Here is a 14,516-nt window from a genome sequence, read left to right as displayed (position 1 = left end):
GCGGCCCTCAACGGGCGCCGGGGGCGCCGCCGTCCGTCAGGGCGGCCGGCGCGGGCACGTCCCACTCGGCGGGCGGCGCCCACTCCCGCCACCGCTCCCACCAGCACTGACCGCGCTCCACGAGACCGACGACCCGGGAGGCGGCCGCTCGCACGGCGGCCGCCTCCTCGGCCGTGAGGCCGCCCGTGCGCACGCGTTCGTCGAAGTGGTCGACGTCCTTCCACCGGTACGGGGAACCGTCGCCCGGGATGACGAGGTCCAGCTCGTGGTCGAGCGTGTCGAACCCGCGCTCCGTACGGGCGAACGGCGCCTGGAAGTTGACGTACCACTCCCGCAGGGTGCCGCCCTCCCAGCGGCCCCACACCGCGTACCCCTCGCCCGGGCGCTGGAGTTGGAGCACGCCGCTCGACTGCCACTCGTGCGCGAACGCGAGCCACGCGTGCGGGCCCCAGCGGAAGTCGCCGTGGCCGAAGGTGAGGGGTGTGCCCCGGGCCAGGTACACGGCGAGCGCGTGCTCGTCGTCGGCCGCCACCCGCACGGGATAGACCAGCCATTCACGGCCGTCCAGCATCTCCCGGCGGACGATGACCTCACCCTCGCGGAATCGTGTCTCCATGAGCCGCCACCCTACGGCGACGTGCAGAGCCGCACCCTCAGCACGCTGTTGCCGCCGGTGCCGTACCCGGGGAACGTGACCGTCTCCCCGGGCCGCACCTCACGGCAGGGCACGTCGAAGCCGTCGGCGTACTCCACGGTCAACCGGTGCGTGGTGTCACAGCCGTTGGCGACGTGCGTGTAGCGCCAGCTCGCCGTGTACCGGACGCACTCGGGCGCCGGTTCGCCTCCCTCGGCCGCCGTCGACGCCGCCCGGGCCACCACCGGCGCCGCCTGGGCCGTGCCGGCCGAGAACAGCGCCGCCATCACCGCTACGCCGACAACTGAACCGATCAACTGTCGTGCCATCGACCTGACTTCAGAGGTTGAATTCATGGAGCCAGTCTGAAGCATCAGGAAGGGGCTCGGGGTGCTTTCCTTCCGGGAAGTGAATTCAGATCATGAAGTGAAAGGTGCACGCACTGCGGCCCTGTCGCGAGCGAGGACCCGACGCAACGGGCGAACGCCCGGGCCGCCCGCGCCGGGCCGCGGGGGCGCGGCCTCGTGTGCGTCGCTCACCGGACGGCCAGGTTCTCGAGGTACGAGCGCACATTGCGGCGGGTCTCGGGAACGCTGTCACCGCCGAACTTCTCCGCGACGGCGTCCGCCAGCACCAGCGCCACCATCGCCTCGGCCACGATCCCCGCCGCCGGCACAGCACACACATCCGAGCGCTGGTGGTGGGCCGCGGCGGACTCGCCGGTCACCACGTCCACCGTCCTGAGCGCACGCGGCACGGTCGCGATCGGCTTCATCGCCGCACGCACCCGCAGCAGCTCCCCCGTGCTCAGACCACCCTCGGTACCGCCGGAGCGGCCGGAGGAGCGACGGATGCCGTCCTCGGTGGAGACGATCTCGTCATGGGCCCGGGAACCGGGCACCCGGGCCAGCTCGAAACCGTCACCGACCTCCACACCCTTGATCGCCTGGATGCCCATCAGCGCCGCGGCCAGACGCGCATCGAGCCGGCGGTCCCAGTGCACGTGCGAACCCAGACCCACCGGCACCCCGTAGGCAAGCACCTCCACCACACCACCGAGCGTGTCACCGTCCTTGTGCGCCTGATCGATCTCCGCGACCATCGCCTTCGACGCGTCCGCGTCCAGGCAGCGCACCGGGTCGGCGTCGAGCCTCTCCACATCCGCCGGCGTCGGGTACACCCCGCGGGGAGCCCTGGCCGCGGCAAGCTCGACCACATGCGAGACGATCTCGACGCCCGCCGTCTCCCTCAGATAGGAGCGGGCGACGGCGCCCAGAGCGACACGCGCCGCGGTCTCCCGGGCACTCGCACGCTCCAGCACCGGCCGGGCCTCGTCGAAGCCGTACTTCTGCATCCCCGCAAGATCCGCATGACCAGGCCGGGGCCGGGTCAACGGCGCGTTACGAGCCAACTCGGCCAGCTCGGCCGGATCGACCGGATCGGCCGCCATCACCTTCTCCCACTTGGGCCACTCCGTGTTGCCCACCATGACCGCGACCGGAGAACCCAGCGTGAGCCCGTGCCGCACCCCACCGAGGAAGGTCACCTCGTCCCGCTCGAACTTCATCCGCGCACCACGTCCATAACCCAGGCGCCGCCGTGCCAGATGGTCCGCCACCATCCCCGTGGTGACCGGGACGCCGGCGGGAAGACCCTCCAACGTCGCCACCAGCGCGGGTCCGTGCGACTCCCCCGCGGTCAGCCAACGCAACCTGCTCAACGGACCGCCCCGCCGACGGGCCCGACCGACGGCGAGAAGCCGTGCAGCCAGTCGACCTTGTCGTACAGGTCGGTCTCGGAGAGTCCGGACAGCATGGCGTTGCGCGCCTTCGCCTCGTCGCCGGCGGGATGGTACAGCCGGGTGCCCATCTCACGGGCGACGAACTGCGCCCGCGCCGTGCGTTCGCGGCGTTCGGCCGCGTACTTCTCGAGGCGCGGGGCGAGGGACCCGGCGTCGCAGTCGAGGAGTCCACCGAGGACGACGGCGTCCTCCAGGGCCATGCAGGCGCCCTGGGCCGCGTACTGGAGCATGGGGTGGGCGGCGTCGCCGAGCAGCGCCACGCGGCCGTCGGTCCAGGTGTCGACGGGGTCGCGGTCGCACAGGACCCACGTCCGCCAGTCCTCGCCGAGTTCCAGCAGGCGTCGGACGGTGCCGCGCAGACCGGGGAACTCCGCGAGCACGTGACGTCGTTCGACGGGGTCCCCGGCGACGGCGACGGTCGCGCCGTCGTCGCGGGTGGCGGCGAGGTTCAGGTACCTGCCGCCGCCGATGGCGTAGTGGACGAAGTGCCACTTGGGGCCGGCCCACAGCGTGACCGTGTTCCAGCGCAGGTCCTCGGGGACCTTCTCCATCGGGATCACCGAGCGGTAGATCGTGTGGCCGGAGACACGGGGTTCGCCGTCCCCGACGAGCCGGGCGCGGACCACCGAGCGGATGCCGTCCGCGCCGATCAGCGCGTCGCCGGTGACCGCGGTGGCGTCCGCCAGTGCGGCCGTGACCCTGCCGGCGTCCTGGGTGTAGCCGGTCACCTGCGCTCCGGGGACCAGCTCGACGCGGGGGTCGGCGCGGCAGGCCCGCAGCAACGGTTCGTACAGGTCGCCGCGGTGCACGACGGCGTACGGGTTGCCGAACCGCGCACGGTAGGGCCCGGTGAGCGGCATCCGGGCCACGCACTCGCCCGACGTGCCGTCCATGAGGCGAAGTTGGTCGATGAAGACGGCCTTGCCGCGGACCTCCGCGCCCACACCGAGACGGTCCAGGGCCCAGAAGGCGTTGGGGCCGAGTTGGATGCCGGCGCCGAGTTCCTCGAAGGCCCGGCGGCGTTCCAGCACGACGACGTCGTGCCCCTGCCGTGCGACGCTCAGGGCGGCGGCCAGCCCGCCGATTCCGCCCCCGGCGACGATGATCCTCGCCATGTCGTGTTCGCTTCCCTTCCCAGTCGTACGGACGGGTGACGGCCCGGCGCGATGCCGGGCACGTCCCCGAGGTCCTGTGTCGTCACGCGCCGCGGCGCGGCGGCGCGCGGGCCGCCGACCGGACGTGCGACCGCGGTGACGGCCGGCGGCCGTCACCGGCCCCCTACTCCTCGAGGGCGATGCCACGGCCGGCGAGGGCCGCCGTGGTGAACAGCCCCTCGACGGTGGCCTCGACGTCGAAGGCGGTCACGGAGTCCGGCGGGCGGCCGATGAGTTCGGCGGCGCGCGGAGCCAGGGGCACGGCGGCGGCCTCGGCGGACTCCCACAGCAGCACGGCTCCCCAGCGCTGCCGGGCCGTGTCCGAGATCCAGAACTTCAGCCTCAGGCCGGGAACCCGGGCGAAGCGGTCAACGGCCTCGTCCCGCAGGAAGGAGCGCAGCGACTCCACGGTCTGTGCCGAACCGGCGAGGTCCCACCACACGATCACCGCGTGCACGAGCGCAGCACCTCCGTCAGCAGGGACTCGGTGACGGCCACACCGTTCTGGGACAGCACCGACTCGGCGTGGAACTGCAGGGAGGCGAACCCGCTGCCGCGCAGGGCGTGGACCTCGCCGTTCCCGGGGTCCCGGCAGATCTCCACGACGCCGCGGACGGGGTGCTCGGTCTTGTCGGAGTCGGCACGCGCGGCGAAGGTGTTGTAGAAGCCGACGCGCTGCCGCTGCCCGAAGAGGTCGATCTCGCGCTGTACGCCCTGGTTGGGCACGTCCCGCCGGACCAGGGGCAGACCGAGGAGGGTGGCGAGCACCTGGTGACTCAGGCAGACCGCCATGAACGGCTTCCGGGTCTCCAGCAGTCGTCCGACGGTGCCGCGCAGATGCCTGATCTTCGGGTCGTCCGTCAGGCGGGGGTCGCCCGGGCCGGGTCCCATCACGACCAGGTCGTGGGCGTCGGTGTCGTACGCCTCGTCGAACCGCCGCACCGTCACCGTGAGCCCGAGCGACCTGAGCTGGTGCCCGATCATGGCGGTGAAGGTGTCCTCCGCGTCCACCACCAGCACGCTGCGGCCGGCCAGTTCGGCGGCGCGGGCCGTGGCGTCGCCGGGTGCCCCGGTCAGCCAGAAGTCGGCGATGGTCTCGTTGCGCCGGGCGAGGGCGCTGAGGACCCGCTCCTCGGTGGCGAGGGGGGTGGGGCCGGGTCCGTCCAGGGCCGCGAGCAGCCCGGCCGCCTTCGCCCGGGTCTCGGCGACCTCCGACGCGGGGTCGGAGTGACGCACCAGCGTGGCCCCGACGCCTATCCGCAGCCGGCCGGAGCGGTCGATGTCCGCGGTGCGGATGAGGATGGCGGAGTCCAGTGTGCGCCCGCCGGACGCGTCCCGGCCGATGAGCGCGGCGACCCCGCTGTAGTAGCCGCGGCCCTCGGGCTCGTACCTGCTGATGACCTTGGCGGCGTTCTCCAGGGGGGAGCCGGTGACGGTGGGGGCGAACAGCGTCTCGCGCAGGATGTCGCGCACGTCCCGGGTGGTGCGGCCCTCGATGAAGTACTCGGTGTGGGCCAGCCGCGCCATCTCCTTGAGGTGGGGGCCGGTCACCCGGCCACCGGTCTCGCAGATCCGGGCCATCATCTTCAGTTCCTCGTCGACGACCATGTAGAGCTCCTCGGTCTCCTTGGGGTCGCCGAGGAAGTCGAGTACGCCGCTGAGGGTGGGGCCGCCGGCCGGGTAGCGGTAGGTTCCGCTGATGGGGTTCATCACGGCGGTTCCGTCGCTCAGGCTGACGTGCCGCTCGGGGGACGCCCCGACGAACGTGCGTTCGCCGGTGTGGATCAGGAACGTCCAGTAGGCGCCGGTCTCGCGCTCCAGCAGCCGCCGGAAGCACGACAGGGCGGCGGCGGGCGTGTACCCGGTGATGTCCGCGGTGAACGACCGCTTGACGACGAAGTTGGCGCCCTCGCCCGTGCCGATCTCGTCGGCGACGACCCTGCGCACCAGCGCGGCGTAGGTGTCGTCGTCCGTGTCGAACCGGCCGTCGGTCAGGGACACGGGCACGTCGGGCAGCCGTCGGAGCACGTCGCCCAGCGGGAGCGTCGCCTGCTCGCGCACCTCCAGGGCGAGCAGGGGTTCGCCGTCGTCGACGGCGGCGAAGCCGCGTTCGGTGAGCTGCCGGTACGGCACCAGGACGAGCACCTCGTGCCCGCCGTCCGTCCCGCCGGCCCCGCCACCGGCCGGCGCGTCCGCCACCGGCACGTCCGCGAGCGTGGCGCACCGGGTGACGTCGCCGAGGACGAGGTCGACGGCACCGGGGCCGGTGGTGTGCGGCCGGTGCAGAAGGGCGAAGGCGGGCGGACGGTCCCCGAGGACCTGCCCCAGCGGATCGTCGCGGCCCGGCGGCGAAGGCTCCGCGACGGCGGTGTTCGGACCGGTCACCGGGTGTCCTCCAGTTCGTTCAGCAGGTGTTTGGTGGTGGCCACCCGTGCGCATCGTTCCGCCGCGTAGGTCAGGGCCAGCCGGTGGTGGTCGGCGGAGAAGTCGGCCACCGCGTCCGCGGCGAGGAACGGCTGGATGTCGTGGGTGAAGGCGTCCACCGCCGTCATCAGCACACCGACGTGGGCGTAGACGCCGCAGACGACGAGCTGGTCACGGCCCTCGGCGCGCATGCGGTCCAGCAGGTCGGTTCGGGCGAAGGCGCTGTAGCGCCACTTCGTGAGCAGCCAGTCCCGCGGGCCGGGCGCCAGTTCGTCGACCACCTCGCGGTCCTCGGGCGACGTACGCATCCCCGGCCCCCAGAAGTCGCGGAGCAGACCGCGTTGTTCGACGGTCATGTCACCGGGCTGGGCGGTGTACGCCACCGGGATGCCGGCGGCGGCGCACCGCTCACGCAGCAGGGCGGCGTTGCGTACGAGCGGAGCGCCGGGGGAGCCGCCGCCGGCGAACGGCCGCAGGAAGTACCGCTGCATGTCGTGGACCAGCAGGACGGCGCGGCGCGGGTCGGGTGCCCAGGAGACGGCGGCGGGCGGCAGGTCGCCCTCGGCGGGCATGGGGTAGGTCTCGACGGGCGGTATGCCCGGGGTGGGACTGGTCACCGTGCTCTCCTCACTGGACACCGAGCGTCGCCCCGCCGTCCACGGTCAGACTGTGCAGAGTGATGTGGCCGGCCTCGTCCGACAGCAGGAAGGCGACCGCCTCGGCGATGTCGCCGGGCTGGGCGACCTTGCCGAGGGGGATGCCGACCTTGTAGGCGGAGGGTGTTCCCGCGACCGAGTCGCGGACGGCGGTGCCGCCCGCGTGCATACCGCGGAGCATCGGGGTGTCCGTGGAGCCGGGGGCGACCACGTTGCAGCGGATGCCGTGGGGGGCCAGCTCGAGGCCCAGGCATTTGGTGAACGCCGTCGCCGCCGCCTTGGAGGCGGCGTACGCGGCCATTTCGCTGCGGGCGGTGCCCGCCGCGTTGGAGGCGACCGTGACGACGGCCCCCCTGCCCCGGGCCACCATGCGGTCCGCCACCGCGCGGGAGACGTGGAAGACACCGGTGGCGTTGACGGCGAAGGTGTCCTCCCAGTCCCGGTCGGTGAGCTTGCGGGCCTCGCCGAGCCGCAGCACTCCCGCGGCGTTGACCAGGTGGTCCACCGGCCCCAGGGCGTCCTCGACGGCGGCTACCGCACGGTCGACGTCCGCGCTCGACGTGACGTCGGCGGGGACGGCGGTGACCCGCAGTCCCCGGGCGGTCAGCCGGCCGACGCTGTCCGCCAGCCGGGCGGGGTCCCGGTCCAGGGCGGCGACCAGGGCGCCGCGTTCCGCGAGGGTACGGACGACGGCTTCGCCGATACCCCCGGCCGCCCCGGTGACCAGGGCGATCCTGTCTTCCATGTTTCCTCCGAACTGGGGATGTGGCGTGGCGTTCGCGGACGGGCGGGGACGCCGGTCGCGGTCAGCCGCGCCAGGCCGAGACCACTTCGACCGCCTGGGCGGGGTTGAGCCGCGGATCGCAGAAGCTCAGGTACTTCTCGCCGACGCGGTCGAGGTACGAGGCATTGCGCACGCACTCGGTGACCGTCTCCGGGGTCGTCTCGAGGTGCAGGCCGCCGGCGGTACCGCCGTTCTCGCGCACCGCCTGCTGGAAGGCGTCGATCTCCTGCACGACGGTCTCCAGGAACCGGGTCTTCAGCCCGTTGGGGCCGTTGACCGTGTTGCCGTGCATGGGGTCGCTGAGCCAGATGACGGGGTGTCCCGCCGAGGCGACGGCCCGGACCAGCCGGGGCAGCCGCTCGGCCGCGGCCGTCGCGCCCATCCGGGCGATCAGCGTGAGCCGGCCGGGGCGCCGTTCGGGGTCCAGCTTCCCGCAGAGGGCGAGGAGTTCGTCCACCTCGATACCGGGTCCGATCTTGCAGGCGACCGGGTTGCTGACGGCGGCGAGCAGCGCGACGTGCGCGCCGTCGACCTGGCGGGTGCGCTCCCCTATCCACGGCCAGTGCGTGGAGGCCAGCAGCAGGGAACCGTCCGGCTCGCGGCGCAGCAGGGGGATCTCGTAGTCCAGCAGCAGCGCCTCGTGGCTGGTCCACACGGGCAGTTCGAGGCGGTGGCGCCGGGGCGTGCGCCAGCCGAGGTGGTGCATCGCGTCGCCGGCGGCGCGGTATCCGGACAGCAGATGGGCCGGGTCGGGGCGGCGGCCCTCGGGGTCCGGCTCGGGGCGGTTGACCATGTGGCCCCGGTACACGGGCAGCTCACGGTCGCCGACGGTCTCGGTGGGCCGGGAGCGCGGCTTGCCGAACTGGCCGGCCAGCCGGCCCACCCGCAGCACCGGCTTCAGCGCGGCGAGCTTCATGGTGCCGGCGAGCACGTCCAGCAGGGCGGCCTTGCGGGCGGTGTCCGACGGGTTGCACTCGGCGGGGTCCTCGGCGCAGTCGCCCGCCTGGAGGACCTGGATGTGCCCGGCGGCCGCCTCCATCAGTAGTTCGCCGAGGCGGTGCACGGCCTCGGCGTCGACCAGCGGCGGCATGTGCGCCAGTTCGTCGCGGACGCGGGACACGTGCGCCTCGTCCGGCCATTCGGGTTGCTGCAGGGCGGGCAGAGTACGCAGATGCGAGTGCATGTCGGTCACGGGAACCCCACGGGTGGTAGGCCGGTACACCGTCACGGGACGGCATCAGGGAAGCGGGTGGCGAGTGCGGTAAGGGTGCGGTGCGGATCGGCGCCGGCCGGGCGGCAGCGACGGCCGGCGCCGGCGGGCCGCACGGGCCCGCCCGGTGGGAGCGCCGTCAGAACTCGACGCGGACGTCGTACGCGGTGACCCAGGCATTGAACTCGACCAGGCGTTCGAGGACGGCGCGGGCGCTCCAGGGACCGCCGACCGCGAAGGAGCCCGCCGGCCGGTCGAGCAGCCGGCGCACGTCCTCCTCGGAGACGATGCGCAGCACCGGGGCGCCGTCGGTGAGGATCTCCTCGACCTTCCGGCGCAGGGCGAGTTCGTACGAGCGGTCCTGGGTCGACGGGTACGGGTTCTTCTTCCGGTCCAGGACCGAGTCGGGGAGCACTCCGCGCATCGCCGCGCGCAGCAGGCTCTTCTCCCGTCCGTCGAAGTTCTTCATCGCCCAGGGGGTGTTGTAGACGTACTCGACCAGCCGGTGGTCGGTGAACGGCACCCGGACCTCGAGACTGACCGCCATGCTGATGCGGTCCTTGCGGTCCAGCAGGAAGTTCTCCCACCGGGTGATGTTGAGGTAGGTCAGCTCCCGCATCCGGGCCTCGTGGCCCGTCTCGCCGGGCAGACGGGGGACCTCCTCCAGCGCCTCGGAATAGCGCTGCTTGACGTAGTTGGTGAGGTCGAGGCGGTCCCACAGGCCGATGTCGCGGAGCGCGCCGATGCCGCCGGCCTTCTCGAAGGGGTGGTGCCAGGGGAAGCTGTCGAGCTCGACGGCCTCCTTGTCGTGGAACCAGGTGTAGCCGCCGAACAGTTCGTCCGCGGCCTCTCCGGAGAGGGCGACCGTCATGCGCTCCCTCAGCGCCCGGCAGAGCAGGTACAGGGAGTACTCCATGTCGCCGGTGGACACGGGCAGGTCCTGTGCCCGCAGCACGGCCTCGCGGACCCCGGGGTCGAGGATGTCGTCGTTGTCCAGCTCGACGACGATGTGCTCGGCGCCGACCCGCTCGGCCACTTCGACGGCGAACGGGGTGTCCGGGTCCTCCCACTGCACATTGGACTCGAAGCGCTGCTCGTGCCCCACGAAGTCGACCGAGAAGGCCCGGATGGGCTCGGTGACGCCCCGCCGGGCGCGGGCGGCGGCCGCCAGCGCCGTGACGGCGCTGGAGTCGAGTCCGCCGGAGAGCAGGGTGCCGACGGTCACGTCGGCGACGAGCTGCCGGTCGACGATGTCCTCCAGCAGGGTCCGCACACGGCCGACCGTGGTGTCCAGGTCGTCGGTGTGCTCGCGGGCCTCCAGCTTCCAGTACGTCAGCTCGCTGCTGCCGTCGCGCGAGAAGCGGACGACGGTGGCCGGCAGCACCTCCCGCATGCCCTTGAACACTGCGTGCCCGGGTGTCTTGACGATGCTGAACATCTCACGCAGGCCGTCGGCGTCGACGACCGCCTCGACCTCGTCGTGGGCGAGGATGGCCTTGGGCTCGGAACCGAAGATCACGCCGTCGGCGGTCGGGTGGTAGTAGAGGGGCTTGACGCCCATCCGGTCCCGGACCAGGAGGAGTTCCTCGGTGCGCGGGTCCCAGATGGCGAACGCGTAGATGCCGTTGAGGCGCTCGGCGAACGAGGCACCCCACTCGAGGTAGGCCCGCAGCACCACCTCGGTGTCGCTGGACGTGCGGAACTCGTGTCCCAGCGCGCCCAGTTCGGCCCGCAGTTCCTTGAAGTTGTACACCTCGCCGGTGTAGGTGATGACCGGGAGCCCGGCGTCGTCCGAGGCGGCCATCGGCTGCCGACCGCCCTCGAGGTCGATGACCGCGAGCCGGCGGTGGCCGAGGATCGCGTGCCGTGACGTCCAGAGGCCGCCGGCGTCGGGGCCCCGGCAGACCATGGTCGCGGTCATCGCCGCCGCGACGTCGGCGGCCCCGGTCAGGTCTCGTCCGTAACTCACCCATCCGGCCAGTCCGCACATGAGAATTCAGGTCCTTTCGTTGAAACGTGGGCGGGCGGTCAGAAATCCTCGGCCTCATGGCGCAGCACATGCCGCGTCAACTGGACCCGACTTGACACATCGAGTTTCACGAACGCGTTTCTCACATGCGTGTTGACCGTATGCGGGGACACCATCAGTTCCTCGGCCACGGCACGGTTGCTCAGCCCTATCGCCACCAGGCGAGCCACCTGCAATTCGGTCGGTGTCAGCGAATTCCAGCCCGAACGGGACCTGCTCGGACGGGCCCTCCTCGTCGCCTTGAGCGTCTGCATCGACTCGCTTTCCGTGTCACTGCGCAACGTAGTCCGTGTAATCCGCCACGCCCTGGGGATGCGTAAGTCTCCACGTTTTCCGGGCGGTTACGAAAGCAAGACTGCCCTGCCGGAAGGCCGGGCGACAAAGCGGAATGAGCAACAACGTCAGACGCGCCGGAGAATGTCAGGCGCCCGCCATGTCGTCAGGTCCGGGGAATTTCGTCACTGTCGGCAAGCTGTGTCAGCTCGGCGGCGGAATGTCAGGTCAGCCCCCCTCCCGTCAGGTCGGGGGGACTGGGTCACAACGGGCGGACTTCGTCAGTACGGACGGACTTCGTCAGGTCGCCGGGACGCCGGCTTCCGCGGGGTCCGCAGACAGCGGAGGGAGCCGCGGCGTCCGCGACTCCCTCCTCACGGCGCGCCGTCGCGCCGTACGTCCTCTCCCGGTCAGGCGGTGGCGCCCCCGTCGATCACGTGGTCGTGCCCGACCACGTAGCTGGACTCCTCCGACGCCAGCCACAGCACGGCGTTGGCGACCTCCTGCGGGTCCGCGACGCGGCCCAGGGGCACGGTCGGCGCCAGTCGGGCGTCACGCTGCTCGCGGCTCTCGCCCGGCAGGTAGGACATGGGGGTGTCGATCGGGCCCGGGCTGATGGAGTTGATGCGCACGCCGTGCTGGATGTACTCGAGCGCGGCGGTACGGGTCAGGAAGCTGACCCCGGCCTTGGATGTCGAGTAGGCGCTCATGCCCGCCAGCCGCCAGTGGGCGCCCAGGTTCGAGGCGGTGTTGACGATGACACCGCCACCGTTGGCCGCCATGTGCGCGGTCTCGTGCTTGAGGGCGAGGAAGACACCGGTGAGGTTGACGGCGAGCACCTTGTTCCACACGTCCTCGTCGTGCTCGCCGACCGGCGTGCCGCCGCCGAGGATGCCCGCGTTGTTGAAGGCGACGTGCAGACCACCGTGGCGGAAGACCGCGGTGTCCACCATCGCCCTGACGCTCTCGGAGCTGGTGACGTCGACGACGACGCCGGAGCCCTTGCCGCCCTCGGTCTCTATCAGCTTGACCGTCTCGTCGACGCCGCTCTCGTTGACGTCGGCCACGACGACGGTCGCACCCTCCTTGGCGAAGGACAGCGCCGCGGTGCGGCCCAGTACGCCGCCGGCGCCGGTGACGAGGACGACCTTGTCGGTGAAACGTGCGCTCATGACGAACTCCTCTGTTGCGTGGTGTTGTTGCGTGATGCGTTGGTCTGTTCGGTCACCGGCCGGCGGCGGGCGTCGCCTCCGCGGGACGGCCCGGTCTCAGCCGCGGGCGGGAGTCCCGGAGGACCTCGAGGCGCGCTGCAGCAGGACGAGCGCGGACGCGACGGCCAGCGCGACGGCCGCGATTCCGAAGGCGAAGCCGTACCCGCTCGCGTCCGCCGCCGGCTCGCCGCTGCCGCCGTGCCCGGCGGCGTACGAGACGGCGAGCGGTACGAGGACGGCCAGTCCGACCGGTGGCCCGATCTCCATGGCCGTGTTCACCACTCCGCCCACCAGGCCGGCCTCCTCGGGTGCCGTCCCCTCGACGGCCCACACGGTCGCCCCGGAGAAGGTGAAGCCGGCACCGACCGGGAAGAGCGTGATCCCGGCGGCGAGCAGCCCCCAGTAGGAGGAGTCCGCGCCGAGCCCGCTCAGCAGCCCCATTCCCGCCGCCCCGAGGGCGAGTCCGGCGGCCGTCAGGGCACCCGCCCCGAACCGGCGCGCCGCCCTGCCGCCGACCGCCGCGGTGAACAGCACCGCGAGGACGGACGGAAGGAACGCGGCCGAGGTGCGCAGCGGTGAGTAGTCCAGCGTCCGCTGGAAGTAGAGCGCGAGGACGAAGAAGTACGTCGCCATCGCCGCGGCCGTCAGGCCGATGGCGAGCAGTGCGGCCAGTCGGCGGGCGGAGGCCAGCAGCGCCGGCGGCACCAGTGGGCGGGAGGTACGGGTCTGGGTCACCGCGAACAGGGCGAGGCCGAGGACGCCGACTCCCGTCCAGACCCCGTCCGATTCGCCCAGCCCGTAGATGAACGCGGTCAACCCCGCGGTGATGAGCACGGCGCCGGGCACGTCGAGCCGTTCGGGGCGGCGCGCCGGTCCCGCCGGCAGCAGCGGTGCGCACAGGGCGACCACCGCCGACACGACGGCCGGAGCGACGAACACCCAGCGCCACTGGACCCAGGAGAGGATCACTCCCGAAAGGATGTTGCCCGAGCCGGCCCCGATGCTCGCCAGGACTCCCCAGACGGCCAGTGCCCGGGTCCGCCGTGCGGCGTCCGGGAAGACGGAGCCGAGCAGCGCCATCGCGGCGGGGGCGGCGAACGCCGCGCCCACGCCCTGCGCGAAACGGGCGGCCACCAGGACCCACAGCGCGCCGGCGGCAGCGGCTGCCAGCGAGGCGGCCCCGAAGACGACCGTGCCGGTGACGAACACCCGGCGGTGGCCGAGCAGGTCGGCGAGCCGGCCGCCCAGGACCAGCAGCCCTCCGAAGGACAGGCTGTAGGCGGAGGTGGCGAAGACGAGGTCGGTGTCGGTCAGCCGTAAGTCCCGCTGGATCGCGGGCAGGGCCACCGTGATCACCGTGATCGTCGCGATCAGCGTGATCTGGACGGCGCCCAGCAACGCGAAGGACAGGCCGGGTCGCGACGGTGCCGCGTGGGGCGAGGTGTCCACAGAGACGGTACCCACAGTTGAACACTCATTCCAATACAGGGGCGGATTCCCGGAGAATGGCCTTGCTGTTCCCGTGATCAAAAGCTAGCACGTGTTTGAATGATCGGTCTAGATAAGAGGATGGCGACGCGGTTACGCAGGGCGGGAACCGTCGCTTTCCGGCCGTGGGCGAGGCCGTCGCCGGTAGACGGCGAGCCTCGGCGCGAACCCGTGGTGCGCGGTGGCCGAACCCCCGGAGATCGCACGTTCATGCGATGTCCCGGCACTGCGGGCCGACCAGAATCCCGGGTGACCCACGGATCAGGAAGGCACCTCACATGGCCACTTTCAGCTGGACGCTCCCCGTCGCCGGTCCGGGCGGGCACACGGTCGGCCCGGACGCCGGCCAGGTCTGGGAAGGACTGGTCCACAAGGCCGAGAACCCCAGCCCGTACGTCCCCGCCGTGACGGCATGCCGCGTCCTGGAGCGCTTCGACGACGGTTTCCTCCGCGAGATCACCGTCCGCGACACCGACCGGGTGCACGAGCGCGTGACCTTCGAGGACCACGAGCGCGTGGTGTTCCGGCCGGTCGACGATCCCTGCATCGAGGAGATCGTGAACGAGCTCGGCACCGACGCGACGGGACGGCCGACGCTGACCCTGCGCGTCACCCTCAGCCCCGCCGGGGTCGAGAAGGCGGAGCAGACCCGCTACTTCCTCCACGAGACCAAGCGCTACTTCTCGGACGCGCTGCAGTTCATCGTCGAGGGCCTCGTCGAGCGCCATGCGCGCTGACCGCTGCGCCGGCCGGTTCCCACGCCGGCTCCCCCCACAGGACATCGGAGCATGTGCCCCCCACTTCCCGTGTCCCCGCGCACCGCACGCCCCCCACCCGAACCGCCAGGAACCC

The 14,516-nt window shown here is 72.0% G+C and carries 14 protein-coding genes; 1 reads left to right on the top strand and 13 read right to left on the bottom strand.

The window, feature by feature from the left end; translation table 11 throughout:
• Positions 1-7: 7 nt before the first annotated feature.
• The 13 genes from QRN89_RS26500 to QRN89_RS26440 form a co-directional block, all read right to left on the bottom strand.
• Positions 8-616: a ribonuclease FAU-1 family protein gene (locus QRN89_RS26500; protein WP_290351874.1), complete on the bottom strand. Its 609-nt coding sequence runs from the start codon at positions 614-616 to the stop codon at positions 8-10.
• An 11-nt stretch (positions 617-627) separates the two neighbouring features.
• On the bottom strand, positions 628-963 hold the full coding sequence (locus tag QRN89_RS26495) for an alpha-amylase inhibitor (RefSeq protein ID WP_290351873.1): 336 nt from the start codon (positions 961-963) through the stop codon (positions 628-630).
• Positions 964-1,169: 206 nt separating this feature from the next.
• On the bottom strand, positions 1,170-2,354 hold the full coding sequence (gene aroC, locus QRN89_RS26490) for a chorismate synthase (protein WP_290348229.1): 1,185 nt from the start codon (positions 2,352-2,354) through the stop codon (positions 1,170-1,172).
• A complete protein-coding gene (locus QRN89_RS26485) occupies positions 2,351-3,550 on the bottom strand; it encodes a 3-hydroxybenzoate 6-monooxygenase (protein ID WP_290351872.1) in 1,200 nt (399 codons plus the stop codon). Before QRN89_RS26485 ends, aroC begins: the two co-directional genes overlap by 4 nt.
• 163 nt (positions 3,551-3,713) lie before the next feature.
• Positions 3,714-4,046 (bottom strand): hypothetical protein, encoded by a 333-nt coding sequence (locus QRN89_RS26480; protein ID WP_290351871.1) that lies wholly within the window; start codon positions 4,044-4,046, stop codon positions 3,714-3,716.
• Positions 4,034-6,028 carry an anthranilate synthase family protein gene (locus QRN89_RS26475; RefSeq protein WP_390702673.1) on the bottom strand — a complete coding sequence of 665 codons (1,995 nt, stop codon included), beginning with the start codon at positions 6,026-6,028 and terminating at the stop codon, positions 4,034-4,036. Before QRN89_RS26475 ends, QRN89_RS26480 begins: the two co-directional genes overlap by 13 nt.
• The gene (locus tag QRN89_RS26470; protein WP_290353866.1) at positions 5,971-6,585 is read right to left on the bottom strand and encodes an isochorismatase family protein; all 615 of its coding nucleotides are present in this window, start codon (positions 6,583-6,585) and stop codon (positions 5,971-5,973) included. The genes QRN89_RS26475 and QRN89_RS26470 overlap by 58 nt, the downstream gene beginning before the upstream one ends.
• A gap of 55 nt (positions 6,586-6,640) precedes the next feature.
• Positions 6,641-7,414, bottom strand: a complete 774-nt coding sequence (locus tag QRN89_RS26465; protein WP_290351869.1) for a 2,3-dihydro-2,3-dihydroxybenzoate dehydrogenase — start codon at positions 7,412-7,414, stop codon at positions 6,641-6,643.
• Between the two features lie 61 nt (positions 7,415-7,475).
• Positions 7,476-8,636: a 3-deoxy-7-phosphoheptulonate synthase gene (locus QRN89_RS26460; protein WP_290351867.1), complete on the bottom strand. Its 1,161-nt coding sequence runs from the start codon at positions 8,634-8,636 to the stop codon at positions 7,476-7,478.
• A 166-nt stretch (positions 8,637-8,802) separates the two neighbouring features.
• Entirely contained in the window at positions 8,803-10,653 is a 1,851-nt protein-coding gene (gene asnB, locus QRN89_RS26455) for an asparagine synthase (glutamine-hydrolyzing) (protein WP_290351865.1), read from the bottom strand.
• Positions 10,654-10,691: 38 nt separating this feature from the next.
• Complete coding sequence (locus tag QRN89_RS26450; RefSeq protein WP_290351864.1) at positions 10,692-10,946, bottom strand: response regulator transcription factor; 255 nt, start codon at positions 10,944-10,946, stop codon at positions 10,692-10,694.
• Positions 10,947-11,375: 429 nt separating this feature from the next.
• Complete coding sequence (locus tag QRN89_RS26445; RefSeq protein WP_290351863.1) at positions 11,376-12,137, bottom strand: SDR family NAD(P)-dependent oxidoreductase; 762 nt, start codon at positions 12,135-12,137, stop codon at positions 11,376-11,378.
• 96 nt (positions 12,138-12,233) lie between these two features.
• Positions 12,234-13,640 (bottom strand): MFS transporter, encoded by a 1,407-nt coding sequence (locus tag QRN89_RS26440; RefSeq protein WP_290351862.1) that lies wholly within the window; start codon positions 13,638-13,640, stop codon positions 12,234-12,236.
• Between the two features lie 302 nt (positions 13,641-13,942).
• Here QRN89_RS26440 and QRN89_RS26435 point away from each other — a divergent pair, with 302 nt between their 5' ends.
• On the top strand, positions 13,943-14,401 hold the full coding sequence (locus QRN89_RS26435) for an AtaL-like protein (RefSeq protein ID WP_290351861.1): 459 nt from the start codon (positions 13,943-13,945) through the stop codon (positions 14,399-14,401).
• The last annotated feature ends 115 nt before the right edge of the window (positions 14,402-14,516 follow it).

Source organism: Streptomyces sp. HUAS CB01, assembly GCF_030406905.1.
GTDB lineage: Bacteria > Actinomycetota > Actinomycetes > Streptomycetales > Streptomycetaceae > Streptomyces > Streptomyces chengbuensis.
Note: the sequence above shows the minus strand (reverse complement) of the source record. Positions and strands in the feature narration are given on the sequence as shown.